We start from the raw sequence: 22708 nt of genomic DNA, 5'->3' as shown, positions 1-22708 counted from the left end.
CGCAACCAAAAAATAACAATGAGACTAAGTAACCGTAATAAAGCATCAATTTATAACTCTTTGAGTACACTGCTTCTTATGATAACAGTGTTTGGTATAATCGTATTTGCCGCTAATGAATACAGATTTAATGCATTAGGTAAAGAAAGTTATTTGTTGATTATTGTTCCCATTCTACTGCTGATAATATTTTATATCAGCGGCAGACAGATTTTTGAATATGACAGCGATGGAGAAGCTTTGAACTTTAAAAACAGGAATGTTATTCCCTTTTTAGACAAACCTCTTCACGACGAATTTCCAAAATACAAATTGATAAAATATGACGTGGTCAGTATTCTCTTTTTCAAAAGATTATATATCACCGTTTCTAGTAAGAATAATGGTTCTACGATACTAAAGTACCAAATCTCTTATTTGAACAATAAAGAAGTAAATGATTTAAAACTCTCTCTAAACAAAGTAGTGAAAGCTAATAAAGAGAAAAAAGATAAAAAAACAGATGACGACAGAAGAATATTCGCATGAGGGTGAAAGCTTGAAGAAAGTTTCCGGTTTATACAAAGACTGGTTTCTGGATTATGCTTCCTATGTAATTTTGGATAGAGCTATCCCTTCGATCTATGACGGCTTGAAACCCGTTCAACGAAGAATCATGCACTCTATGCGGGAACTGGAAGACGGCCGTTACAATAAAGTAGCCAATATCGTGGGAAATACCATGAAGTATCACCCGCACGGAGATGCTTCCATTACAGATGCCATGGTACAGATTGGGCAGAAAGAGCTGTTAATAGATACACAGGGAAACTGGGGTAATATTTATACAGGAGATTCTGCGGCTGCAGCAAGATATATTGAAGCAAGACTGACTCCTTTTGCTCTGGAAGTAGTATTTAATCCTAAAACTACAGATTGGACAAAGTCTTATGACGGAAGAAATAATGAGCCTATTGATTTGCCGGTAAAATTTCCTCTGCTTCTTGCACAGGGAGTAGAAGGTATTGGGGTAGGACTTTCCACAAAAATACTTCCGCATAACTTTAACGAGCTTATTAATGCTTCTGTAGCGTATTTAAAAGGTAAGAAATTTGAACTGTACCCGGACTTTTTAACAGCCGGTTATCTTGACGTTTCCGAATATAATGACGGTCACAGAGGAGGAAAGGTAAGAGCAAGAGCTAAAATTACCCAGACGGATAAACATACACTGGTTATCTCCGAACTTCCTTATTCAAAAACCACAACGGATCTTATTGACTCTATTTTAAAAGCCAATGAGAAAGGAAAGATCAAAATCAAAAAGATTGAGGACAATACTTCAGATAAAGTAGAAATCCTTATTCATATCCATAATGATGTGTCGCCGGATAAAACCATTGATGCTCTGTATGCATTTACAGACTGTCAGGTGACCATCTCTCCGAATGCCTGTGTAATTGTAGGAGATAAACCCATGTTTTTGACGGTGTCTGATATTCTGAAAACGAATACGGACCATACCGTGTCATTATTGAAAAAAGAACTGGAAATTGAGCTTCATGAGCTTCAGGAAAGCTGGCATTTCTCTTCATTGGAGAGAATTTTCATCGAAAACAGAATCTATCACGATATTGAAGAGGTAAAAACCTGGGAAGATGTATTAAAAACTATTGATGCGGGATTAAAACCTCATACCAAACATCTTTTAAGAGCCGTTACAGAAGAGGATATCTTAAAACTGACAGAGATCAGAATCAAGAGGATTTCAAGATTCGATTTAGATAAATTTAAAGAAAATATTGCTTCGCTGGAAGGTAAGATAGAACAGGTGAAATATCACTTGGCCAACCTGATCGCTTATGCCATTGATTATTATTTAAATATCCAGAAAAAATACGGCAAAGACAAACAGAGAAAGACAGAGCTTAGAATTTTTGATACCATTGATGCTACAAAAGTTGCTGTGGCTAATGAAAAGTTCTATGCCAATTTTGAAGAAGGCTTCATCGGAACATCCCTGAAGAAAGACCAGTATCTATTTGACTGTTCTGACATAGATGATATCATCATTTTCAGAAAAGACGGAAGTATGAAAGTGGTGAAAGTAGAGGCTAAAACATTTGTTGGAAAGGATATTCTGCATGTTGCTATATGGAAGAAAAACGATAAAAGAACAGTATATAACATGATCTACCGTGAAGGTAGGGAAGGTCCATATTATATGAAACGTTTCTCTGTAACCGGAGTGACCAGAAATACAGATTATCCGTTAGCTTCAGACAAAAAAGGATCAGAAACTTTATATTTCTCAGCAAATCCTAATGGAGAAGCAGAAACAGTAACTGTACTTTTAAAACCAAATCCAAGGATCAGAAAGAACAAAATGGAGATCAATTTCTCCGAACTTGCCATCAAAGGGCGTGATTCCAAAGGAAACCTGGTAACAAAATACGCCGTGAAAAAAGTAGATATGAAGGAAGAAGGAGTTTCTACTCTGGCACCTAGAAAAATCTGGTTTGACGATACGGTAAGAAGACTGAATGCTGATGTAAGAGGAACATTACTGGGAAGTTTCAAAGGAGATGATAAAATCCTGACAATCAATACAAACGGTGAAGTAAAGCTTGTTTCTTTTGATTTGGGTAACCGTTTCGATGATGAATATCTGGTACTGGAAAAATGGAGACCCGCACAGCCTATTACCTGTATCTATTATGATGGAGAAAAAGACATTTACTTTATCAAGAGGTTCTTACTGGAAAACACGGTAAATGTACAGACTTTCATGCCATCTGAACATCCGAAATCGTTCATTGAAAATGTAATTGTTGCAAACGATGTAACTGCAGAAATCATTTTCGCGAAAGATAAAGGAAAAGAACGTGATCCGGAAACAGTAAATATTGATGAATTTATCGCTGTAAAAGGGATAAAAGCCATCGGAAACCAATTTACAAAGTTCAAAGTAAAAGCAATCAATATTACCATTCCTGAACCTGTGGAAGAAGAACCTGAAGTATATGAAGATCCGGAGCCTACAGGAGGAGATGTGGATGAAGACGGGGGAATTATTGGAGATCTGTTTCAAGGTGATGAACCTGAAAATTAAAAAGAATGAATATTTTAATATTATTTATTGCAATAACGGCTATTATTAGTTTTGTAGCTTTTAATAATCCGGCCATTACTGAAAAATATAAATTTAGTGTAGGTGCTATTCTTCAGAGAAAAGAATATATCCGGTTGCTTTCATCAGGATTTTTACATGCTGATATCATGCACCTGGTGTTTAATATGCTTACACTGTATTTCTTTGCACCTATTGTAATTCAGGGGTTTGGAAATATAGGCTTTGTTATTGTATATCTGGGAGCAATATTACTGGGTAACTTTCTTTCATTATACATTTACCAAAAGCAGCCATGGTATTCTGCAGTAGGAGCCAGTGGGGGAGTTTCAGGAATTCTTTTTGCTTCCATAGCATTGATTCCCGATCTCGATATCTATCTTTTCTTTATTCCGATTGGTATTCCGGGATACATTTTCGGACTGATATATTTTGGATATTCCGTATATATGATGCTGAATCCGAGAGCCCATGATAATATCGGGCATGCAGCTCATTTAGGAGGAGCTTTTCTGGGATTAATATATGCTGTGATTAATGCACCTGAACACGCAATGCATAATGGAATTTATATAGGAATCATGTCACTTCCGCTTATTTATTTAGGATATGAAATTTTTGTAAGGAAACGAATAGGATAAAAGACTATTTTTAATTAAAATATCAAAACCAATGAACACATCAGAGTTAAACAGTTTCATCGTGATACTTATCTATGGTTCATTGGTTTTGCTTTCTCTGTTAAAGCTGGCTAATCCTTTAAAAGTAAATCATAAAGCCAATCTATGGTTCGGGATATTTCTGTTTCTGTGGTCTACCTTTTGGCTGGATGAAGTTTTATTTCTGATTACAGGCTCAGTAGTGGAGGTACATTCCTTGTTCTTTGTGAGATGTATTCAGTTTTTTACACCCATTGTTTTTTACTTTAGTGTACTGTTCTATACCAATCCTTCTTTTACTTTCAAAACTAATGCTGTAAAGTTTTTATTACTTCCAGCAGCCTTTTTGGGATGTCTTATACTGGTGGCATTAGGCTATAAGAAACCATTTGAATATATCAGTATTATTTTGATTCTGATTCAGGCTCTTTTCTATACCTTACTTTCCTACATTACGATCAGAAAACATCAAAAGAGAATTCAACAGTTTTCGTCCAATACGGAAGGGATCAATCTGAACTGGTTGGAATATATTATTCTGGTAATGCTTATCGTAAACATTATTTATATTATTTATAATCTGTTTTACGATCCAAAATCACTCAACTTCTTTATCAATACAGTCTTTTTACTTGTGGTATACTGGGTAGGATATTATTCCCTGAAACAAAGAGAAATTTATCCTTTAGAAGAAAAACAGAGAGAAGAACTTATTTCTATTGATGAAGATTCCGGCTCGGAAGAAGTAAAGAGAAAACTGATCTCGGATGAAGAATTGATGAAGATTAAATCCTCTCTTGAAAATCTTATGGAAACACAAAAACCTTATCTTGATAGTGAACTGAATCTGATCAGGCTGGCAGAAATGCTTTCCGTGTCTACCCATCATTTGTCCTATGTGATCAATACAGGTTTTGAGAAAAATTTCTTCCAATATGTCAATGAATTCAGGGTTGAATATGCCAAAATACTTCTGAAAAAATCAGACAGCAAATTATCCATTCTGGGAATTGCTTACGAATCTGGGTTCAATTCCAAAACCTCTTTTAATACCACCTTTAAAAAAGTGACCGGACAAACTCCTTCTGAATTCAAAAAATAAGTTCCGAGTTATAAACTTTTACTTTTTTTTGTATTTAATGATTTGATTTATAATTGATTGTATGTTTTGTTTTTCCTTGTTTAAAATCGGTTCGTTCAGATAATCCTGAACATTAAAGGTGCTTTTCCGGCATAGCTTTGTCCTGTAAAATTTAAACGTATGGATACCAAAGAATCATATGCAGTAGTCACAGGAGCAAGCCAGGGACTGGGCAAAGCATTTGCTGAACATCTGGCCAGAAAAAAGATCAACGTCATTCTTATAAGTCTACCGGATCAGAATCTCAAAGAACTTTCCAGTGAGCTTGAGAGACAGTATGAAATAAAAACCCATTATTATGAGACAGATCTTTCTGTCAACGAAAATGTCATGAAACTTACAAAATGGCTCAACAGCTCTTTTGAAATTCACATCCTGATCAATAATGCAGGACTTGGGGGGACCAAAAAATTTACAGAAGCATCATCTGATTATATCAATACCATTTTGCAGGTCAACGTTGCGGCAACTTCCCTGATTACCCACCAGTTGCTTCCCAATCTTTTAAGACAGCCTAAAGCTTATATTCTTAATGTTTCAAGTATGGCTGCTTTCTCTCCGATAGGTTTCAAAACAGTATATCCCGCATCTAAAAGTTTTATTCATTCATTTTCCAGAGGTCTGCATGAAGAGTTGAAGGATACAAATGTTTTTGTAAGCGTTGTCAATCCCGGAGCAATGAAAACCAATACCGATGTATGCAAAAGAATAGAAAAGCAGGGGTTTATGGGAAGATTAACGCTTTTAAATCCTGATAAAGTAGCTTCTTACTGTATTCATCAGCTATTTAAAAAAGATTCCGTAATTATGGTGAACCCAATCAGCTGGCTGATAATGAAAATTTTACCCATATGGATCAAACTGCCATTGATGACCCAGGCTATAAAAAGAGAAATCGAAGCATGAAAAAAGTAGGTGTCACCGGAGCAACAGGGCTTCTGGGAACTAATGTTATCCTTAAATTATTACAAAATGGTTATTCTGTTATTGCTCTGGTGCGCCAAAGAAGCAGCTGGCTGAGTGAAGAAAACGAAAATCTGAAACTGGTGGAAGCAGATCTTTCATCCGATCTTTCATTATTGCTCAAAGAACTTGACTGTATCATTCATATTGCTGCGGAAACACGCCAGAATCTCATAAGCTATGATGAATACAGAAAAGTGAATTATGAGACAACCATAAACCTGTTTACCCAGGCAGAATTAATGGGTGTGAAAAAGTTTTTATTTGTAAGCACAGCAAACACCTTAGGCTATGGAAATACAGCTTTCAGTGGAAATGAAAAATCGTTGCAACTTTATCCCTTTACTCATTCATTATATGCTCAAAGTAAACTTGAAGCTGAAGATTACCTTTTAAAGTACCGTAAAAATACAAAAGTGGTTATTGTTAATCCCACCTTTATGATCGGAGCCTATGACAGTAAACCCAGTTCCGGGAAAATCATCTTCTGGGCCTGGAAAAAGAGAATAATATTCTATCCGAAAGGAGGAAAGAATTTTGTACATGTGGAAGATGCAGCCACTGGGATATTAAGTGGTGTTGAAAAAGGAAGAAATGGTGAAAAATACCTTTTAGCTAATGAAAACATAAGCTACAAAGAATTTTTTAAGAAAATAAACAGGATTACCCATCAAAATCCGGTCATGATAGCTATTCCAAACGGGTTGTTGAATTTTTTGGGATTGATAGGAGAGGGATTAAGAACATTAAAGATAAAAACAAATCTCAGTGCTTCCAATATGAAAGCACTTCAGATTTGTAATTATTATTCTAATCAGAAATCGGTCAATGAACTAGGACTTCACTACCAGTCTGTGGATAAAGCGATAGAAGATGCAATTCAGTATTTTGATAAAAATAATACACAGTAATTTTTAATACTGCAAATCATAAAAAAACCAGCTTTTTAATGCTGGTTTTCAATTTATCGTGTTATTTTCTGAGTTACATTTTTATTAGAAATCACACAGGCTTTGCTGCAGTTATTTGAACTTGAAACATTCACTTGTATCAATGCAGGCATTGATCTGTATTCTTCAAGATTATAAGGAGCTTCAGTACCATTGCTTCCTCCGCCTTTGATATCATATTTTATCTGTGCAGTTCCGGTAAATCCGATTGCAGGCCTGAAAGAAAGTTTTCCCGTAGCATAAGAATAGACCCAAGTACCTTCATTGCTTGTATAAGTGCCATTTACGATATTCGGGATTACACTGCCATTGATGTCCAAAAATCGGAATGAATTAAAATCCAGATTATTATAAGAAAGCGTTGGCGGGTTCTGACCGCTATAAGCCGCATCATTGAGTAAAGGAGAATACGTTGATTTTATGCCCGGGCATCCTGCAAACAGATCATCCGTTACCTCCGCAGCATAAGGTCTTGTTACCCCTAAATTTTTCAATAAATGTATATTTTTAGCAGCTCCGGTAGAAGCCGCAAAACCAATTCTGAAAGTAGCAGGAGGTGAAGTGTCCAGAGTTCTTACCGTACTGTTAGATATTGTAGTCTCTGTATATTTCAGGGATGTTGGATAATAATAATTATCAATCACTGTTTCTTTCACATTTCCATGTTGTATTTCCAGTGTTATATTGTAACCTCCGGAAGGATTGGGAATCAATGTAACATAAGCTTTACGGAATCTGGCGTCATTTTCATTCTGAGGAATTGTAGTTCCTCCACTTTCAATGCTGAACTGCTTAAGATTCGGGTTTTGAATACCAATATATTTTCCTGTCGTGGTATTCAGATAAGCAGACCGGTTGTTGCTGGAAGGAGATGCATTGGTTGCGGTACTGTAAAGCAACGGATAACCATTGTATCCTGCAGGTTCAGATGATGAAAGGTACTGATTTCCACGTTTTCCTCTTAAAGAAACATTATTTCGTCCATCAGCTAATGTTACCCCAAAAATTCCGTTTCTGACTCTTTCACCCTGGTTAAAGCTTGTTTTGAAATTTCCGAATTCATCTAATCCTATCCCTAGATAAGCGCCTCTTAACCCTTCCGTGGATTCGCCTCCACGTACAAAACTATATCCTAATCCGCCACCAAAGTATCCCAGATTAAGTTGGTCTTTAGGAATAGATCCATCTACTAAGAATATGGAGATACCATCTCCTCCGTTAGTATTTCCTCCATAAATGGCAAATTCAAATTCAAACTTAATTCCCTGGTCACTTTTGAATATCTTATCAGCGAGTATCACACCTCCCGAAATATTGTTCACACTTCGGGTAAGCCTCAATCCGTCTGTGGTAAAGGTGGCATCATTCTGGACTCCGCTGGTGGCTACTTTATAGGCTTCCTGAGGCTGTAACCCCTGTGTAAAGTTGACAAAATACGGATATCCGGTTCCCTGCTGATTCTGCGCCTGAATGCTTTGGGAGAAAATAAACGATGAGAAAATAAACAAAAGTCTTTTGTTTCTGTTAATTCGAGTATTTTTTATCATAACTCAATTATTTAACAACAAAAACGATATTGATAAAAGAACAGTCTGTTGCAGCTGCTTTTACATCATATGTCATTACACCGTCATCAGAAATAGAAATATTATTGAATACATTAGGATCAGCATCTGTTACATAATAATAAAGGTCTTTGCTTGACGGGAAAAAAGGAATAGAGGCAGGAGCACTGGTACTCTTCGCTTTGGGAGACCCGAACTGTGTTTTATACAATGTATATAAATCTTTAGTTCTTCCAAGGGCATTGGCAGAAGTGTCAAAAGAAACACTAGGCATGTAAAACATTTTTACAGCATTGCTGCTGATGCATAACCAATCTGGTTTGGTAGGTGTTCCAATATTCTGGCTTAAACATTTTTTATCCGTATCATAAATAAGAAGTGAGTTGGCCGGATTAGAAATGGCATCTCTCTTTGCAGTAGTAAGCCTTGGGATCAGCATCCCTTTATTTTGACTGTAAACATCCAGAATCGCGCTTTCATCAGGTGTGGGTGTGTTGATCCCTACTTGGGCGAATGATAACGAACTTACTAAAACGATTGGTAGAAATAATTTTTTAATCATGATGTCTTTAATAATTTTTTATCTGTGTATTATATGTTTTTTTGTGTTGTGTTTTTATGAAAATACTTTCCTGTCAGCTTAATTCATATTGGAAATAAATACTCCTGTAATTCATCCAAACAATGGATTATACTCATAAAATAGTATGAGGAGACTTGAGTTTCCAAAATAACAGATACAACAAGCATGTGCCATAGAGGCCATCTATGTTTTATCTGAAAGAGTCAAAAAAGAGAATTGAGTTAAATTAAGTAGCCTTATTATATATAATATAAGCTTTTAGAATAGTAAAATTCATAATCCCTTGTGTTTTTGCAAATATACGAATAAACTACTAATTATGTGTGTTTTATGAGATTAATTTTAATTTAACTTTGTTTTTAGTTAAATCATCGCTTATTGAATTAATTTTTTTACGAATATGATAATATAAATAGATTATTTTTACTATTCAATCACCATATTTTTCTGAAACATGCTGTTTTTTAAAAAGTTATAGATGTTAAAAAAAATGATAAGTGGCATATTTTGGACGTAATCAGCTGAAAAAGAATTTATTTTGATAAATGATCTAATGCATTTTCCAGTGATTTCAGAAAATTTACATGTTTTGTTTTGTTGCTTTCAAAAATAAAGTCCTTCAGGCTTTTACTCTCATATTTGTCAAAATCACCTACAATAGCCAGTCCGATACGGTAGTTTGAAAATTTTTGAAGAATTTCACCTGCTATTTTTGTTTTTAAATCGAAGAATTCAGGAGTGATGTTTTTTTCATAAAGAATAACTTTGTCAAAATCCTGATAATAGACATTCCCCATAAGATCCAGTCCGTCTTGTGCAGATTGGATGATCATGGTATCAGAAATAACTTCTGCAATTTTTATCGTATTAATTTCGTGAGATTGAATAATCATTTTCCTTATTGAATTGTTTTTTTAATATCATTTAAAAAGTTACCCAAAGGGAACGCTTCTCCCTGATTGGTCAATGCTATAATACAGCTGTTATGCTGCAGATCTCTCCAGAATAATGCTTTAAAACCATTCAGCCCGCCTGTATGCATTGCCGTTTTTTCATCTTCTATAAACCAGGCAAATCCGTAGTTTGAAATCTGGCCGTCGGAGAGTTTTGCGGGAGTAAACATAAGAGCTGTATTTTCTTTGCTGATCAAGGTATAATTCCGCAGGGCCTGATCAAATTTAAACAGATCTTCAGGCGTAGAATAAATTCCGCCGTCACCTGTTGTTAAAATTGAATAATCATCAGGATTCTTCTGTTGATTATATCCCAATGCCTTATTTTGAATAATTGCAGAAGATTCATACACATAAGTATTGTTCATTTTCAAAGGAATGATAATCTGATCATTGATCAAAGTACGGTAAGATTTTCCTGAAACTTTTTCAATGATCTGAGAAAGAATGATATAGCCACTGTTGCTGTATTTAAACCTGCTGTCTGGAATGAAATCAAGGTTTTTAAGACTAAACAGCCAGTCAATCACATCTTTGTTAGTCAATCCTTTTTTTGAAAATAAACTCTCATAATCACTGATTCCCGATGTATGGTGCAAAAGCTGCCTGATAGTGATATTTTTAGCATATGCAGGGAGTTCAATAAATTGAGATGCCTTATCATCAAGCTTTAATAAACCTTTTTGCTGTAAAATCATAATCGCTGCAGCAGTAAAAGGCTTGCTGAGAGAGGCAATATAAAAAGAAGTATTTTTATCAGATTGAAGTCCTTTTTCAATATTACGGAAGCCCAGAGCCGTATCACATACAACACGGCCGTTTTTCACGATCAGAACAGAGCCGTTGAACTCTCCTTTCTTATAATACTTATTCACAACATCCTGAGGATGCTGTTTACAGGATATTAATTGCAGAATCAGCGAAATGCCAAGCAAGGCATTCCATATCATAGTTTTCATAGGTTAGATGTCTGGAAGCTAAATTACTTATTTTCTTCCATAAATAAACCTGTCATTTTCCGATAAATCCTTCAATAATTGAGCGTTAGAGAAATATTGATACAGTTCCAGCGTTTCCGGACCTAATTTCTGATTGATTTCTAAGAACAAAAGCCCGTTTTCATTCAGGTGCTTTTTAGCATCTTCTGCTATTTTTTTGTAAAAGATCAAAGCATCGGAAGTAGGGGAGAAAAGGGCCATTTTAGGTTCAAATTCTTTCACAGAGTCTGCAATTTCAATCTCTTCTTCAATACCTATATACGGAGGGTTTGAAATAATGATATCAAAACTTTCAGCAAGCTCAAAATTCAGATAATCAGCATGAATGAATTGTATTTCCAACTGATGGTAATCGGCATTTCTTTGGGCGGTCTTCAATGCTTTTTCAGAAAAATCTATTGATGAAACTACAGCTTCAGGAAAATGTTTCTTTAAAACTAAAGGAATTACTCCGCTTCCGGTTCCTATGTCCAAAATCTTTAAACCTTGAATAGTAAACTTCAAACGTTGAATCTCTCTGATAGCGATCTCCAGCAGTTCTTCTGTTTCAGGGCGGGGAATCAGTACATTTTCATCTACAAAGAACATCATTCCATAAAACTCAGTTTCTCCCAGAATCTGCTGATAAGGTCTTCCGGTTTTAAGTTCTGCAACTAAATGACAAAGTTTTTCTTCATCGTCTATCAGAAGTTCCTGCTCTGAAAATCTTCTCTGCTGAAAATGATCAAAACCTACAATCTGGTGAATAAATAGGGAAGATAAAAAAACACTTTCCGACTCAGTATAAAGATCGGAAAGTTCTGTTTTGAAATATTTTTTAAATGCTGAAATTGTCATTTATCTTGTAAAAACCAGTTTAGTATCTGTAGACTTTTCTTCATCAATTCTGTAACCTTCATAGTTGAATGCTTTTACATCTTCCAGCGTTTTGGCGTTAGTTTCAGCACAAAATCTTACCACAAGACCTCTTGCATGCTTGGTGTATACCACAATGGTTTTCAGTTTTCCGTCTTTTAATTCATAAAAATCAAAATCGATCACTTTGTGGTTCAGTTTTTTTCTGTCGATTACTTTTCCATATTCATTGCTGGCAAGGTGAAGAAGTATTTCTCCTTTTTTCATTTCAGAATTCAATTGTTCTGTAATCTTTTCTCTCCAGAATCCATACAGATTTTTGTACTGTTCAAATTCAAAAGGACGTCCCATTTCCAGCCTGTAAAGCATCACTTTATCAGATGGTTTCAGAAGACCATAAAGCCCGGAAAGCATTCTGTAGTTTTTCTGCAGGTAATCTACCGCATTTTTATCCAGCGTTTTGGCATCCAGACCTCTATAAACTTCTCCTGTAAAAGCAAACATGGCTGGAGCAGATTCTTTTGCAGTAGGTTTGGATTTCCATTTTTGATTTCTTTCCCAGTTTTCATCAGCCAGTTTGGGTGATATTTCCATCAGCTCGGAAAGGTATTTTGGTGATTTTTCTTTTAAATAAGACTGTATAAATGCTGCTTCTTCAATAAATCTTGGGGTAGAAGATTTCAACAGATCTGTTGAGTTTTCTACGTTCATTAATTTTGCAGGAGATGTTATAATTTTCATAATGTTAAAATACAGATAAATGTTTAATATCGATAAAATTCAGAGCCATCAGAGAGATAAAATCAATCATAAAATGACAGATGATCAGAATTTTAATATTTGAATAGCGTTTATAAAACAGGGCAAAAACAATTCCAATAAAGAAAGGTCCGAGAACCTGACCTATGGTACCGTAAGTGCTGTGCAGAATTCCAAATAAGACAGCTGAAATAATAATTCCTAAAGTCGGATTATTATAAATTTTTTCAACCCTGGGCTGTATATAGCCCCGCATCAGAAATTCTTCTACAACGGCAGCCGTAAGACATGTGACCATAATTAAGAAATAATTGTGCTTAAAAACAGGTACAAGATTAAGGAGTTTATCACTTATTTTTTCAGGGACAAAAAACAGAATTATTGCGTTCAGAACTGCTCCACCAATGATACAGATGAAATATAAGCTCAAAACTGCTTTACCATAAAATAAGGTAGAGTATGAAGTTTCTTTTTTTAATAAAAATGGACCTTTCTCAATGATCATATTGTATAGAAATATGATGATCAAAACAATCCAGATTATAATCCTGCTGGTAAAAAAGCTGTCCGCAGTAATTCCTCTTATTCCTGTAATCAGGGTGATAACAGGGAAAGAATAAAGCATTGCCGCAGCCAAAAGAACAAAAGTGAGTAAAATTCCTATAGAATATTTCCCATTAACCCCCATAACCAATAACCCTAAACCTTGAACTTTACATTTGAATTAAATAATTCCTTTTCCCTGACGGATAATCTCCGGTTCTCCGGAAGTAAGGTCTACAATAGTGGATGCCACATTATCTCCATATCCTGAATCAATAACGATATCTACCAAATGATCATATTTTTCAGCAATAAGCTCCGGATCTGTGGAATATTCAATGATTTCATCATCATCCTTAATGGATGTGGAAGCAATAGGGTGTCCCAGTTTTTCAACAATCAGTTGCGGAATCGGGTGATCCGGAACACGGATACCAATTGTTTTATGACCTTTATACGCTAAGGGTAAACTTTTATTCGCTTCAAGGATAAAAGTGAATGGCCCGGGAAGATGACTTTTCAGAAATCTGAAAACCGAGGTATCAATAGGTCTTGTAAAGTCAGAAAGATGGCTGAGATCATTGCAGATAATTGAGAATTTTGACTTCTCAAGTTTCATTTTTTTGAGCTGAGCCAGCTTTTCCATGGCTTTTATATCAAAAATATTACAGCCTAAAGCATATATCGTATCAGATGGATAGATAATCAGTCCGCCATTATTGAGAGTTTTAATAACCTCATTCACAAGATTTTCCTGTGGGTTATCTGGGTAAATTTTTAATATTTTTGCCATAAAACAAAGATACAAATAATAAAATAGTTTTCATAAAAGTCCTTTATTTAAAAGAAAAATTAGGATTTGTAAAAAATATTCGTACCTTTGCAATCCAATATCGCGGGATGGAGCAGTAGGTAGCTCGTCGGGCTCATAACCCGAAGGTCATCGGTTCGAGTCCGGTTCCCGCTACTAAACGAGAGAAGCAATATATTATTGCTTCTCTTTTTTTTATTCTGTCATTGCCAACAAAGTGAATCAATCTCAGGTTAGAATAAATACAGGTTTTCTAATGTGGGGTACGCAAAATTTTATGAGATAATAAATGAAGATTTTTTCCATTGCTTATATGCTGCTCTCATACAATGTCCACAGGGACGGTAGTTGTTTTGTAAAGCTTCATTTTCATCCTTAAAGAAAATTCTGTTTTCTATTTTCATTCTTTTTCCTGAGCTGCAATTAAGCAATCCGTAGATTTTCAGTTTTTTATTTCCTCCGAAAAGAATATCCCGGCTATGGATTTTACTTCTTAAGCTTTTGGCTGATAGTTGGGAATGCTGAATCATGGTGTTTAGTAATGAGATAATGTTCAATGATTAATTTGATGCATCATGGAAAATAATTCCCAAAGCATATCGGTTTCCTTCTCTCACTTCGCTTATTCCATGTTTCATATTGAGTCTGTAATAGCCTTTGGTTCCTTTTTCCGGCTTAAACTGAGTCGTGAAAATGAGTACATCTCCTTTTTTAGGTTTTAGCACAATCGCTTTAGACTGTGCCCTCGGAATCTGCTGAGTAAGCACAAATTCCCCACCTGTAAAATCTTTGTCAGGTTCGCTGAGCATTAATACAATTTGGATAGGAAAGTACACCTCGCCATACAAATCCTGATGCAAAGTATTAAAACCACCTTCTTTATATTTCAAAATTAAAGCAGTTGCTTTCTGCTGGCCGTTAGTATGGCATTGTTGTAAAAATTTCTGATGATCTAAGGGAAATTGAGTATCAATGTGTAAGGCTTTAAACCATGAATTGGCAATAGGAGCCAGATACGGATAAATACCCGTTCGTATGGTCTGAATAATTTCAGGAAGCGGATAATCAAAATATTTATATTCACCAAGACCAAAACGATGTCTTGCCATGACCACTGTTTTTCGGTACAGAGAAGAATGTTCATAGTCTGATTTTAATATTTCACATTCTTCATCTGATAACAGGTTAGAAACTATTGCATATCCGTTTTCATGCATTGTTTCCGTAAGATGCTGCCAATCTGTGTTTTTAATTTTATGAATGATATCTTTCATTGGTTGATTTTATACTGCAAAATTCTGAAGTTGTCCAGAATGAGAAAATCCGAAACATGCGATATTTATCTTTTTATAATGAATATATCTACTGGACTATCTGTATAATATTAATCTGGATCTCTGGGATAGTCCTGTTTAAGGCTACTTTTGCCTTGTTAACTAAAATAAATAACAATGAATTACATTATTAAAAAGGCTAGCCTTGAGGATCTTGATGAAACGGCAGAATTATTCAATCTTTACCGTGTTTTTTACAGACAGGAATCAGACATTGAAAAAGGAAAAGCTTTTCTAAAGGAACGGTTTTTAAACAGTGAATCGGATATCTTTCTTGTGATAGCTGAAGGAAGGGCTGTGGGGTTTGTACAGCTTTATAAGCTATTTCATTATACCAAACTACAGAAACAATGGCTGCTAAGCGATTTGTTTGTTCATCCGGATTACAGAGGAAAAGGTCTTTCTGTAGCATTAATTGATCGTAGTAAACAATGGTGTAAAGAAACAGGAGCATGCGGATTGATGCTTGAAACAGAAAAAACAAATGATATCGGAAATACGTTATATCCGCGTTGCGGATTTGAATATGACGGCCAGCACAATTACTACCATTGGTGGAAGTAGATATGAAAGTTGTAAACCATTTTTAGAAAGTAGTATTACTTCTACAATTCTGGACATTTAATTCTACAGGTATTCTCCCGTCAGTAGAGGGCATAGTCCTATTTTTGTAATACTCTTACAGATCATGGGTAGGACAGTTGATCTGTAGAGTGTATGCAAAAAAATCTCTGCCGAATTTTCTACTTTTTCCCCAAGTTTTATGATTAGTACCACAAAACTGCTTTTTCCGGCGGAGATTTTTTGCTTTTGAATAAAAAAAGAGAACCGCAATTGCAGTTCTCTTTTTTATATTTTTGAATAGGACTTAAATATTATTGAGCTAATTGAGCGTAGGGAGTAAGCTTGTTGTCATCAGACATTGTCTGTCCCAAAAAGTCTCTTTTCTGATCTGCTTTCATTCTTCCTGCAGCATCATTGGCATTGAAGTAAGCTTCACTTAGTTTTGTAGAGATATCAGCAGGCTTAAAATCAAATTTAGTATCACCTTCAACTCCCAGATAGCCATTCTTTCTTGTAAGATTGGTAATATAATTGTTATAATTGATCATTGTACCTCTCATCATATTGTTATGATATTCCATACATTTCTTTGCTTTTTTGGAAGAGTTGTTCAGAATACAGTTTTTCATATTGTTTCTGTATAAAAACCATTCAGATTCCAAAATACCATATTCTCTGCCTAAAGCAATTTTTCCGTTGTTGACAATATTGTTATCTCCTTCTTTAGTAGCAATGGTCTGAAGATGTTGAATCACCAAGGGAACAGTAGCTTCGATTTTTGATTTTGTATCCTTTAATATACTGAGATCAGCAGCAGGAGAACCCTTCTTTTGTGCTGTAGTAACGTTAAAAATAAGCAGTAATAGTACAATCAATAAATTATATCTTTTCATGAGAAATTTTTAAAGCACTAAAATAAATATAATTTCCCGGTTAAAACAAATACATTTTAATTTTATTTAATAAAATTTAACAAGTTTTAAGAATTTATACCTGAAATGACTCTTTTTCTGTGGATTAAGCAGGTGAAGATTTCACTCCTTTAAAAAATTAATATATTTTAACTAATTTTATTTGATTGATTTACAGTTGGTTAAATTGCAGTCTATGTTTATCACTAAAAAAATAGTTGTTTGATTCATTTTTATTTCTACATTTGTATAACTAATTTCTTAGTGATATAGAATTGGATGACTTTATATCACGATAATTGATAAATGAACAGGATATGAAAATTCAGACTTTAACAAAAGCAGAAGAGCAGGTAATGCAGTATTTATGGAAAATAGAAAAAGGATTTCTAAAGGATGTTCTTGATCTTTTTCCGGATCCGAAACCGCATACCAATACGGTCTCCACCATTTTAAAAGTATTGAAAGACAAAGAATTTGTAGACTATCGTGTACATGGAAGACAGCATGAGTATTTTCCGTTGGTTTCAAAAGAACAGTATTCCGGAAAGACCATGAAAAGTCTTGTGAAAAACTATTTTAAAGGATCCTACAAAAGTGCCGTATCGTTTCTGGTAGAAAAAAACGAAATGACAGTAGAAGATCTTGAGATGTTATTGGATGAACTCAAAAACAAAGACTAGTACCTATGGAAGCCATACTTTTATACTTTGGGAAAACAATTTTATGTTCGGGTGTAACATTTTTGTATTATCAGTTGTCATTAAAAGACAAGACATTCCATCATTATAACAGATTTTATCTGTTGGCCGCAATTGTGATATCACTGCTGCTGCCACTCATCAAAGTAGATGATTTTACGATAGAGGTAAATAATGATATGTATATGCTTCTTGATAAGATTCAGAATTTTAATTCAGAAAAAAATATAAACAATGGTAACCTTTATTTTAACATTATTTTTTCAGCTCTGGGACTGGTTTCTCTCTATTTTTTAGGGAAGCTTATCTACGGGATTTTCAAAATCCAGCAGTTTAAAAAACAGTTTCAGAAAGAGAGTTTTGACGGGATCAACTTTTACCGTACAGACCTTAGCGAAGCTCCGTTTTCATACTTTAAGAACCTTTTCTGGAAGAATGCCATTACACTGCATTCTGATATCGGGAAACAGATTTTAAAGCATGAGATGGTACATATTGAGCAGAAACATTCATTTGATAAGATCTTTATCGAGATTATTACTTCTGTTTTCTGGTTCAATCCGTTTTTTCATATCATCAAAAAAGAAATTAATCTCATCCACGAGTACCTGGCTGATAAAAAAGCCGTACAACAATCGGACACCAAAGCATTTGCGCAGATGCTTTTAGCAAGCCACTTTTCCGGAACACAGTTGCCTGCTGCCAGTCCGTTTCTAAGTTCAAACCTTAAAAAAAGACTTAAAATGTTACAAAAACCAAAAACCAAGTTCGGATATGCGCGAAGAATTCTTGCATTGCCGGTAGTATTTACCGTAGCTTTTGCTTATCTGGTAAATGCGAAGAACAGAGAAATTGAAGAAACCAATCTTTCCATAAAAAAAGTAGTTTCAGAAATCAAAAAAGATACAGTAAGACCATCGGGTCAGGAAAAAATTACGGATCTGAAACCTATCTCACCGGAAGATCATACAAAAGTGGCTGAGCTTGAGAAAAAGATAAAAGAAAAAGAGAAAGAGCTGAAAGGACTGGATCCGGAAAGTGATGCCTTCAGTGATAAAATTGAAGAAATAAGTACTCTTGCTTCAGAGATAGGAGAGATAGCTGCCAATGTTAAAGTGGATGAATATTTCAATTCTGCTGAATGGAAAAATCAGATGAAGGAACTTGAAAATATGGATCCTCTTGATAAAAAAGAAATTCGTAAAATAAAAAGAGAGGCTAAAAAAGCAGGGAGAGAGGCTGCTAAGATGGTAGGAAAAGTGTCAATTCTTCCTGCACCGTCACCGCCTGATGCACCGGATGAACCTCAAGCTCCAAAAGCACCCAAAGTAGTTTATTTTAAAAATAATAATACAGTCTACTATAAGGATCTTAGCCCTAAAGAAAAAGATGAAATACGTAAGGCAATGAAAGAGGCCAGAAAAGCTATGAAGGAAGCCAGAATTGAAGGTGAAAAAGCTAGAATAGAAGGTGAAAAAGCCAGAAAAGAAGGCGACAAAGCCAGAGCAGAAGGTGCTATAGCTCGTATACAGGGCGAGAAGGCGAGAGCAGAAGGAGCCCGAATCAGAAAAGAAGGGGAAATCATAAGAATTGATGGGGAGAGAATAAGAAGAGAAAGCGAAAAAATACGTGTAGAAGCAGAAAAAGCAGCACAGAATTTCAGAGCGGGTAACTTTACCATGACAACTTCTGCACCTAACGTTATGGTAATGCATGCTGATTTCATCAAAAAAGACGGCAACGGAAACATTGCAATGAATGGAGTGAAAAAGTTTAGCATAAATGGAGATGATGATCTGAAATACAAGTATTATATTGATGGAAGAGAAGTCTCTAAAGATGAGGTTAATGCTTTGAATTCCGCCAATATTTCAAAAGTAATGGTCAACAGCCAGAAGAATGGAGAGGTGAAGAAAGGAGAAGTAAGAATTGAGACAAAAAAATAAAAGTTCCAAAAAAAGCTTTGTCAGTACTCAATTGACAGGGCTTTTTATTATTTTAATAATACATAAATTATGAAAAAAAGTTATTTTATTTTATTAGCATTTTTAAGTGTAGTTATGAATGCACAAGTGAACAGATTCTTCTATGACTACAAATATATTTCAGATTCTACCAATAAAGCAGATGTGAAAAGTGATGTTATGCTTTTGGATATTGATAAAAATGGATCTAAATATTACAGCCGTGAAAAATTTGTTGCAGATTCAACAATGAAAGCTGATATCGCCAAGCAGATGAAAGGTGGATTCGGAGGAAGTATTAATATCAAGAGAAATATAAAGCCGGGGATGATTTCTTCAACGGTCACGAAAAAATATCCGGATTATAATGTCTCATTCTCCGAAAATATCGGAAATACAACCTATAAAATGCCGGAAGACCAAAAACCTGAATGGAAAATTCTTCCTGAAAAACAGAAAATTGGAGATTACAATACACAAAAAGCAACCACAAATTTTGGTGGTAGAAGCTGGACGGCATGGTTTTCTACAGATATTCCTTTCCAGGATGGCCCGTATAAATTTTATGGACTGCCAGGGCTTATCGTTAAAATCGAAGATAAAACAGGTTCCCATATCATGACATTAATCGGTAATAAGAAAACGGAAGCGGTGTCAGAAGAAAATATTCAAATACCAGGTCTTACGACAATTGGTTTTGGAGGGAAAGAAATAGAGATAAACAAAAAGCAGTTTAAAAAAGCCTGGAAAGATTATCTAATTGACCCTACAAAAGACATGAAACAAACTATGAGTACTCTTCCTGCAGGAGCTGTTGTACAGATGAAAAATCAGGATGGGAAAAGTATTGATGTCAATGAGATGTACAGAAATATCGAAAAAAGAGCAAAAGAAGACCAGGCAAAAAATAACAATAAAATAGAACCGGATCTTTTTAAATAAGAAGTTTCTATTTGATTAAAATACAGTAAGATTATCATAATCTTACTGTATTTTTTTTGTATTGTGTATCTTTATCCGGGACTTAAAATTCCATATTATGACAGAAAAGGAAAAATGTGCAGCAGGACTTTTATACAATGCTAATTACGACAAAGAACTGATTCAGGAGCGTATTGCCTGCAAAGATCTGTGTCAGGAATATAATGGACTAAGAAACTCAGATACGGAAGGGAGAGATGAACTGCTCCGGAGAATAATCGGAAGTATTAAAGAAAATATCTGCATAGAACCCAATTTTTGGTGTGATTACGGATACAATATAAAAGTAGGAGAAAATTTCTATGCCAATCATAACCTTGTTATCTTAGATTGTGCCAAAGTAGAGTTTGGTGATAATGTATTTATAGGTCCCAATTGCAGTTTCTATACTGCTGGTCATCCGCTTGATACAAAACAAAGAAATGAAGGTCTGGAATATGCAAACCCGATTAAAGTAGGAGATAATGTATGGCTGGGAGGAAATGTCGTTGTGCTTCCCGGAGTTTCCATTGGGAATAACTCGGTGATTGGTGCTGGTAGTATTGTTACTAAAGATATTCCGGATCATGTAGTCGCTGTAGGAAATCCGTGTAAAGTTGTTAAGAAAATTACAGAACAGAATTAAAAAACTATATCAAACTAACCATGAGAAAACTGATCATTTTTTTGAGTCTTATATGGGCTGTAATCATTAATGCCCAGAATCAAAGATTTATTTATGAATACAAATATGCCCTGGATTCTACTGCTAAAGATAAACCGGAAGTAGAAATTATGCTTTTAGACGTTGCTGCCAAAGGATCAAAATTTTACAGTAAAGATTCTTTTGAATCGGATTCTCTTATGGCTGCTTCTATGGAAAAACAGCTTCAGATGGGAGTTAAAGAATTAGATTTCTCAGGAATCAAATTCAAAGGTAAAATCAACTATAGTGTTGAAAAGATGTATCCGGATTATTCAGTGAACTTTTTCACTAATCTTGCGGCTGACGAATATATGGTGCAGGATGCCAGAAAACAGGAATGGAAAATATTTTCAGATAAAGCAGAGATAGGCGGGTTTAGAGTACAAAAAGCAATAGGCAGCTTCGCCGGAAGAAAATGGACAGCCTGGTTTACCACTGATCTTCCCATTCAGGATGGCCCGTATAAATTTCATGGACTTCCGGGATTAATTGTAAAGCTTGAAGATGCTTCCCACACCCATTCATTTGAATTAAAAGGCAATAAAAAACTCCCTGAAGGATATGAGTGGAAGAGTACCAAAGAAAAAGAACGATTTAATGCCCTCGTTACAGTAAATGAAACCAAGTATAGAAAAGCTTTTAAAGACTACCTTGCAGATCCTATGAAAAGTGAAAAACAGATGTTGGCTCAGGGAATTGAAATTCAGGAAATAGATGAATCAGGGAAATTGATTCCTGCTGATAAAGCACAAAAAGAAAAAGAAATAAAAAGAAAGAATGATCTGAAAAAACAAAATAATATTCTTGAGCTGGATCTGCTGAAATAAAATAATCATTATAAAAGTAAAATCCCGGAACATTGTTCCGGGATTTTTTATATCTGAATAAGAATCAGTTATTATGCTAATTTCTGAGAATCTGCAATGAACTGAGCCAATCCGCTGTCTGTTAATGGGTGCTTCAATAAACTCAAGATCGGAGGCAGTGGAGATGTAATTACATCAGCTCCGATTTTAGCACAGTCAATGATGTGCATTGAGTGACGGATAGAAGCCGCTAAGATTTCAGTTTCAAACATATAGTTATCAAAAATCAATCTGATTTCCTGAATAAGGTTCAGACCGTCTGTAGAAATATCATCTAATCTTCCTAAAAATGGAGATACATAAGTAGCACCCGCTTTTGCTGCCAAAAGAGCCTGTCCTGCAGAGAAAATTAATGTACAGTTCGTTTTGATTCCTTTATCAGAAAAATATTTTAAAGCTTTGATACCGTCTTTGATCATCGGGATCTTCACAACGATATTTGGGTGAATAGCAGCCAATTCGTCTCCTTCTTTAATCATTTCTTCATACGTTGTAGAAAGAACTTCCGCAGAAATATCTCCGTCTACAAGTTCGCAGATCGTTTTGTAGTGGTTCTTGATTGCTTCAGCACCCTGAATTCCTTCCTTAGCCATTAATGAAGGGTTCGTTGTTACACCATCTAAAATTCCAAGATCTCTCGCTTCCTTGATTTGCTCTAAATTAGCTGTGTCAATAAAAAATTTCATTTTGTTAAATAGATTTATTGATACAAAGATAGGGAATTAATTGGGTTCTGGGATATGAATTTTGAGTTACGGGGTTCGGGATTTCGAGTTATGAGATTCAGGATTTCGGGTATACGTGTGATAAAGT

General features: G+C 35.0%; 24 protein-coding genes and 1 tRNA gene. 13 read left to right on the top strand and 12 right to left on the bottom strand.

The genetic code is table 11. The features are described 5' to 3' along the window. Window positions 1-18 precede the first annotated feature (18 nt). The 6 genes from FW780_RS05040 to FW780_RS05015 all read left to right on the top strand — a co-directional run bounded on the left by FW780_RS05040 (window position 19) and on the right by FW780_RS05015 (window position 6783). Window positions 19-528 (top strand): hypothetical protein, encoded by a 510-nt coding sequence (locus tag FW780_RS05040; protein ID WP_241676849.1) that lies wholly within the window; start codon window positions 19-21, stop codon window positions 526-528. Beyond that, window positions 503-3091: a DNA gyrase/topoisomerase IV subunit A gene (locus tag FW780_RS05035; RefSeq protein ID WP_149832487.1), complete on the top strand. Its 2589-nt coding sequence runs from the start codon at window positions 503-505 to the stop codon at window positions 3089-3091. Before FW780_RS05040 ends, FW780_RS05035 begins: the two co-directional genes overlap by 26 nt. A gap of 5 nt (window positions 3092-3096) precedes the next feature. After that, the gene (locus FW780_RS05030) at window positions 3097-3750 is read left to right on the top strand and encodes a rhomboid family intramembrane serine protease (protein ID WP_149832486.1); all 654 of its coding nucleotides are present in this window, start codon (window positions 3097-3099) and stop codon (window positions 3748-3750) included. Between the two features lie 31 nt (window positions 3751-3781). Beyond that, window positions 3782-4870 carry a helix-turn-helix domain-containing protein gene (locus tag FW780_RS05025; protein ID WP_149832485.1) on the top strand — a complete coding sequence of 363 codons (1089 nt, stop codon included), beginning with the start codon at window positions 3782-3784 and terminating at the stop codon, window positions 4868-4870. A 159-nt stretch (window positions 4871-5029) separates the two neighbouring features. Next, on the top strand, window positions 5030-5815 hold the full coding sequence (locus FW780_RS05020) for an SDR family NAD(P)-dependent oxidoreductase (protein ID WP_149832484.1): 786 nt from the start codon (window positions 5030-5032) through the stop codon (window positions 5813-5815). Then, window positions 5761-6783: an NAD-dependent epimerase/dehydratase family protein gene (locus FW780_RS05015; protein WP_241676848.1), complete on the top strand. Its 1023-nt coding sequence runs from the start codon at window positions 5761-5763 to the stop codon at window positions 6781-6783. Before FW780_RS05020 ends, FW780_RS05015 begins: the two co-directional genes overlap by 55 nt. A 53-nt stretch (window positions 6784-6836) precedes the next feature. Here the strand turns inward: FW780_RS05015 and FW780_RS05010 are convergent, their stop codons facing one another. The 8 genes from FW780_RS05010 to FW780_RS04975 form a co-directional block, all read right to left on the bottom strand. Then, a complete protein-coding gene (locus FW780_RS05010; RefSeq protein ID WP_149832482.1) occupies window positions 6837-8369 on the bottom strand; it encodes an L-type lectin family protein in 1533 nt (510 codons plus the stop codon). 7 nt (window positions 8370-8376) lie between these two features. Then, on the bottom strand, window positions 8377-8949 hold the full coding sequence (locus FW780_RS05005) for a hypothetical protein (protein WP_149832481.1): 573 nt from the start codon (window positions 8947-8949) through the stop codon (window positions 8377-8379). A gap of 554 nt (window positions 8950-9503) precedes the next feature. Next, a complete protein-coding gene (locus tag FW780_RS05000; RefSeq protein WP_149832480.1) occupies window positions 9504-9863 on the bottom strand; it encodes a DUF4180 domain-containing protein in 360 nt (119 codons plus the stop codon). A 5-nt stretch (window positions 9864-9868) separates the two neighbouring features. Beyond that, window positions 9869-10882, bottom strand: a complete 1014-nt coding sequence (locus tag FW780_RS04995; protein ID WP_149832479.1) for a serine hydrolase domain-containing protein — start codon at window positions 10880-10882, stop codon at window positions 9869-9871. Between the two features lie 27 nt (window positions 10883-10909). After that, complete coding sequence (prmC, locus tag FW780_RS04990) at window positions 10910-11758, bottom strand: peptide chain release factor N(5)-glutamine methyltransferase (RefSeq protein ID WP_149832478.1); 849 nt, start codon at window positions 11756-11758, stop codon at window positions 10910-10912. Then, a complete protein-coding gene (gene yaaA / locus FW780_RS04985; protein ID WP_149832477.1) occupies window positions 11759-12517 on the bottom strand; it encodes a peroxide stress protein YaaA in 759 nt (252 codons plus the stop codon). It lies immediately after the preceding gene. Window positions 12518-12521: 4 nt separating this feature from the next. After that, window positions 12522-13223, bottom strand: a complete 702-nt coding sequence (locus tag FW780_RS04980) for a CPBP family intramembrane glutamic endopeptidase (protein WP_149832476.1) — start codon at window positions 13221-13223, stop codon at window positions 12522-12524. Window positions 13224-13259: 36 nt separating this feature from the next. Beyond that, the gene (locus FW780_RS04975) at window positions 13260-13871 is read right to left on the bottom strand and encodes an L-threonylcarbamoyladenylate synthase (protein WP_034696488.1); all 612 of its coding nucleotides are present in this window, start codon (window positions 13869-13871) and stop codon (window positions 13260-13262) included. A 101-nt stretch (window positions 13872-13972) separates the two neighbouring features. Between FW780_RS04975 and FW780_RS04970 the strand changes: the two genes are divergently transcribed. Next, a tRNA-Met gene (locus tag FW780_RS04970) sits at window positions 13973-14045 on the top strand. 119 nt (window positions 14046-14164) lie between these two features. Here FW780_RS04970 and FW780_RS04965 read toward each other — a convergent pair. Both FW780_RS04965 and FW780_RS04960 read right to left on the bottom strand, forming a co-directional pair. Then, the gene (locus FW780_RS04965; RefSeq protein WP_149832475.1) at window positions 14165-14419 is read right to left on the bottom strand and encodes an Ada metal-binding domain-containing protein; all 255 of its coding nucleotides are present in this window, start codon (window positions 14417-14419) and stop codon (window positions 14165-14167) included. Between the two features lie 30 nt (window positions 14420-14449). After that, on the bottom strand, window positions 14450-15163 hold the full coding sequence (locus FW780_RS04960) for a 2OG-Fe(II) oxygenase (protein WP_149832474.1): 714 nt from the start codon (window positions 15161-15163) through the stop codon (window positions 14450-14452). A gap of 177 nt (window positions 15164-15340) precedes the next feature. On the opposite strand from FW780_RS04960, the gene FW780_RS04955 reads away from it, so the two are divergent. Beyond that, the gene (locus FW780_RS04955; RefSeq protein WP_149832473.1) at window positions 15341-15787 is read left to right on the top strand and encodes a GNAT family N-acetyltransferase; all 447 of its coding nucleotides are present in this window, start codon (window positions 15341-15343) and stop codon (window positions 15785-15787) included. Window positions 15788-16098: 311 nt separating this feature from the next. On the opposite strand, the gene FW780_RS04950 is transcribed toward FW780_RS04955, so the two are convergent. Further along, entirely contained in the window at window positions 16099-16680 is a 582-nt protein-coding gene (locus FW780_RS04950) for a hypothetical protein (RefSeq protein ID WP_149832472.1), read from the bottom strand. 335 nt (window positions 16681-17015) lie between these two features. On the opposite strand from FW780_RS04950, the gene FW780_RS04945 reads away from it, so the two are divergent. The 5 genes from FW780_RS04945 (at window position 17016) to FW780_RS04925 (ending at window position 21856) form a co-directional block, all read left to right on the top strand. Beyond that, window positions 17016-17381 (top strand): BlaI/MecI/CopY family transcriptional regulator, encoded by a 366-nt coding sequence (locus FW780_RS04945; RefSeq protein WP_047385363.1) that lies wholly within the window; start codon window positions 17016-17018, stop codon window positions 17379-17381. A gap of 5 nt (window positions 17382-17386) precedes the next feature. Next, entirely contained in the window at window positions 17387-19345 is a 1959-nt protein-coding gene (locus tag FW780_RS04940; protein ID WP_149832471.1) for a M56 family metallopeptidase, read from the top strand. A 69-nt stretch (window positions 19346-19414) separates the two neighbouring features. Further along, window positions 19415-20305, top strand: coding sequence for a GLPGLI family protein (locus FW780_RS04935; protein ID WP_149832470.1), 891 nt, complete (start codon window positions 19415-19417; stop codon window positions 20303-20305). 97 nt (window positions 20306-20402) lie between these two features. Next, on the top strand, window positions 20403-20969 hold the full coding sequence (locus FW780_RS04930; protein WP_149832469.1) for a sugar O-acetyltransferase: 567 nt from the start codon (window positions 20403-20405) through the stop codon (window positions 20967-20969). Between the two features lie 20 nt (window positions 20970-20989). Next, window positions 20990-21856, top strand: a complete 867-nt coding sequence (locus FW780_RS04925) for a GLPGLI family protein (RefSeq protein ID WP_149832468.1) — start codon at window positions 20990-20992, stop codon at window positions 21854-21856. A 71-nt stretch (window positions 21857-21927) separates the two neighbouring features. On the opposite strand, the gene fsa is transcribed toward FW780_RS04925, so the two are convergent. Next, complete coding sequence (fsa, locus tag FW780_RS04920) at window positions 21928-22581, bottom strand: fructose-6-phosphate aldolase (protein WP_047374243.1); 654 nt, start codon at window positions 22579-22581, stop codon at window positions 21928-21930. Between the last annotated feature and the right edge of the window lie 127 nt (window positions 22582-22708).

The organism is Chryseobacterium sediminis (assembly GCF_008386505.1).
Taxonomy (GTDB): domain Bacteria; phylum Bacteroidota; class Bacteroidia; order Flavobacteriales; family Weeksellaceae; genus Chryseobacterium; species Chryseobacterium sediminis.
This window is presented reverse-complemented; position numbering and strand designations above follow the sequence as displayed.

Bases quoted from the DNA above. Each gene is read 5' to 3' on its own strand.
- FW780_RS05040 (WP_241676849.1), top strand. From the start codon at position 19: ATGAGACTAAGTAACCGTAATAAAGCATCAATTTATAACTCTTTGAGT.
- FW780_RS05035 (WP_149832487.1), top strand. From the start codon at position 503: ATGACGACAGAAGAATATTCGCATGAGGGTGAAAGCTTGAAGAAAGTT.
- FW780_RS05030 (WP_149832486.1), top strand. From the start codon at position 3,097: ATGAATATTTTAATATTATTTATTGCAATAACGGCTATTATTAGTTTT.
- FW780_RS05025 (WP_149832485.1), top strand. From the start codon at position 3,782: ATGAACACATCAGAGTTAAACAGTTTCATCGTGATACTTATCTATGGT.
- FW780_RS05020 (WP_149832484.1), top strand. From the start codon at position 5,030: ATGGATACCAAAGAATCATATGCAGTAGTCACAGGAGCAAGCCAGGGA.
- FW780_RS05015 (WP_241676848.1), top strand. From the start codon at position 5,761: ATGGATCAAACTGCCATTGATGACCCAGGCTATAAAAAGAGAAATCGA.
- FW780_RS05010 (WP_149832482.1), bottom strand. From the start codon at position 8,369: ATGATAAAAAATACTCGAATTAACAGAAACAAAAGACTTTTGTTTATT.
- FW780_RS05005 (WP_149832481.1), bottom strand. From the start codon at position 8,949: ATGATTAAAAAATTATTTCTACCAATCGTTTTAGTAAGTTCGTTATCA.
- FW780_RS05000 (WP_149832480.1), bottom strand. From the start codon at position 9,863: ATGATTATTCAATCTCACGAAATTAATACGATAAAAATTGCAGAAGTT.
- FW780_RS04995 (WP_149832479.1), bottom strand. From the start codon at position 10,882: ATGAAAACTATGATATGGAATGCCTTGCTTGGCATTTCGCTGATTCTG.
- prmC (WP_149832478.1), bottom strand. From the start codon at position 11,758: ATGACAATTTCAGCATTTAAAAAATATTTCAAAACAGAACTTTCCGAT.
- yaaA (WP_149832477.1), bottom strand. From the start codon at position 12,517: ATGAAAATTATAACATCTCCTGCAAAATTAATGAACGTAGAAAACTCA.
- FW780_RS04980 (WP_149832476.1), bottom strand. From the start codon at position 13,223: ATGGGGGTTAATGGGAAATATTCTATAGGAATTTTACTCACTTTTGTT.
- FW780_RS04975 (WP_034696488.1), bottom strand. From the start codon at position 13,871: ATGGCAAAAATATTAAAAATTTACCCAGATAACCCACAGGAAAATCTT.
- FW780_RS04965 (WP_149832475.1), bottom strand. From the start codon at position 14,419: ATGATTCAGCATTCCCAACTATCAGCCAAAAGCTTAAGAAGTAAAATC.
- FW780_RS04960 (WP_149832474.1), bottom strand. From the start codon at position 15,163: ATGAAAGATATCATTCATAAAATTAAAAACACAGATTGGCAGCATCTT.
- FW780_RS04955 (WP_149832473.1), top strand. From the start codon at position 15,341: ATGAATTACATTATTAAAAAGGCTAGCCTTGAGGATCTTGATGAAACG.
- FW780_RS04950 (WP_149832472.1), bottom strand. From the start codon at position 16,680: ATGAAAAGATATAATTTATTGATTGTACTATTACTGCTTATTTTTAAC.
- FW780_RS04945 (WP_047385363.1), top strand. From the start codon at position 17,016: ATGAAAATTCAGACTTTAACAAAAGCAGAAGAGCAGGTAATGCAGTAT.
- FW780_RS04940 (WP_149832471.1), top strand. From the start codon at position 17,387: ATGGAAGCCATACTTTTATACTTTGGGAAAACAATTTTATGTTCGGGT.
- FW780_RS04935 (WP_149832470.1), top strand. From the start codon at position 19,415: ATGAAAAAAAGTTATTTTATTTTATTAGCATTTTTAAGTGTAGTTATG.
- FW780_RS04930 (WP_149832469.1), top strand. From the start codon at position 20,403: ATGACAGAAAAGGAAAAATGTGCAGCAGGACTTTTATACAATGCTAAT.
- FW780_RS04925 (WP_149832468.1), top strand. From the start codon at position 20,990: ATGAGAAAACTGATCATTTTTTTGAGTCTTATATGGGCTGTAATCATT.
- fsa (WP_047374243.1), bottom strand. From the start codon at position 22,581: ATGAAATTTTTTATTGACACAGCTAATTTAGAGCAAATCAAGGAAGCG.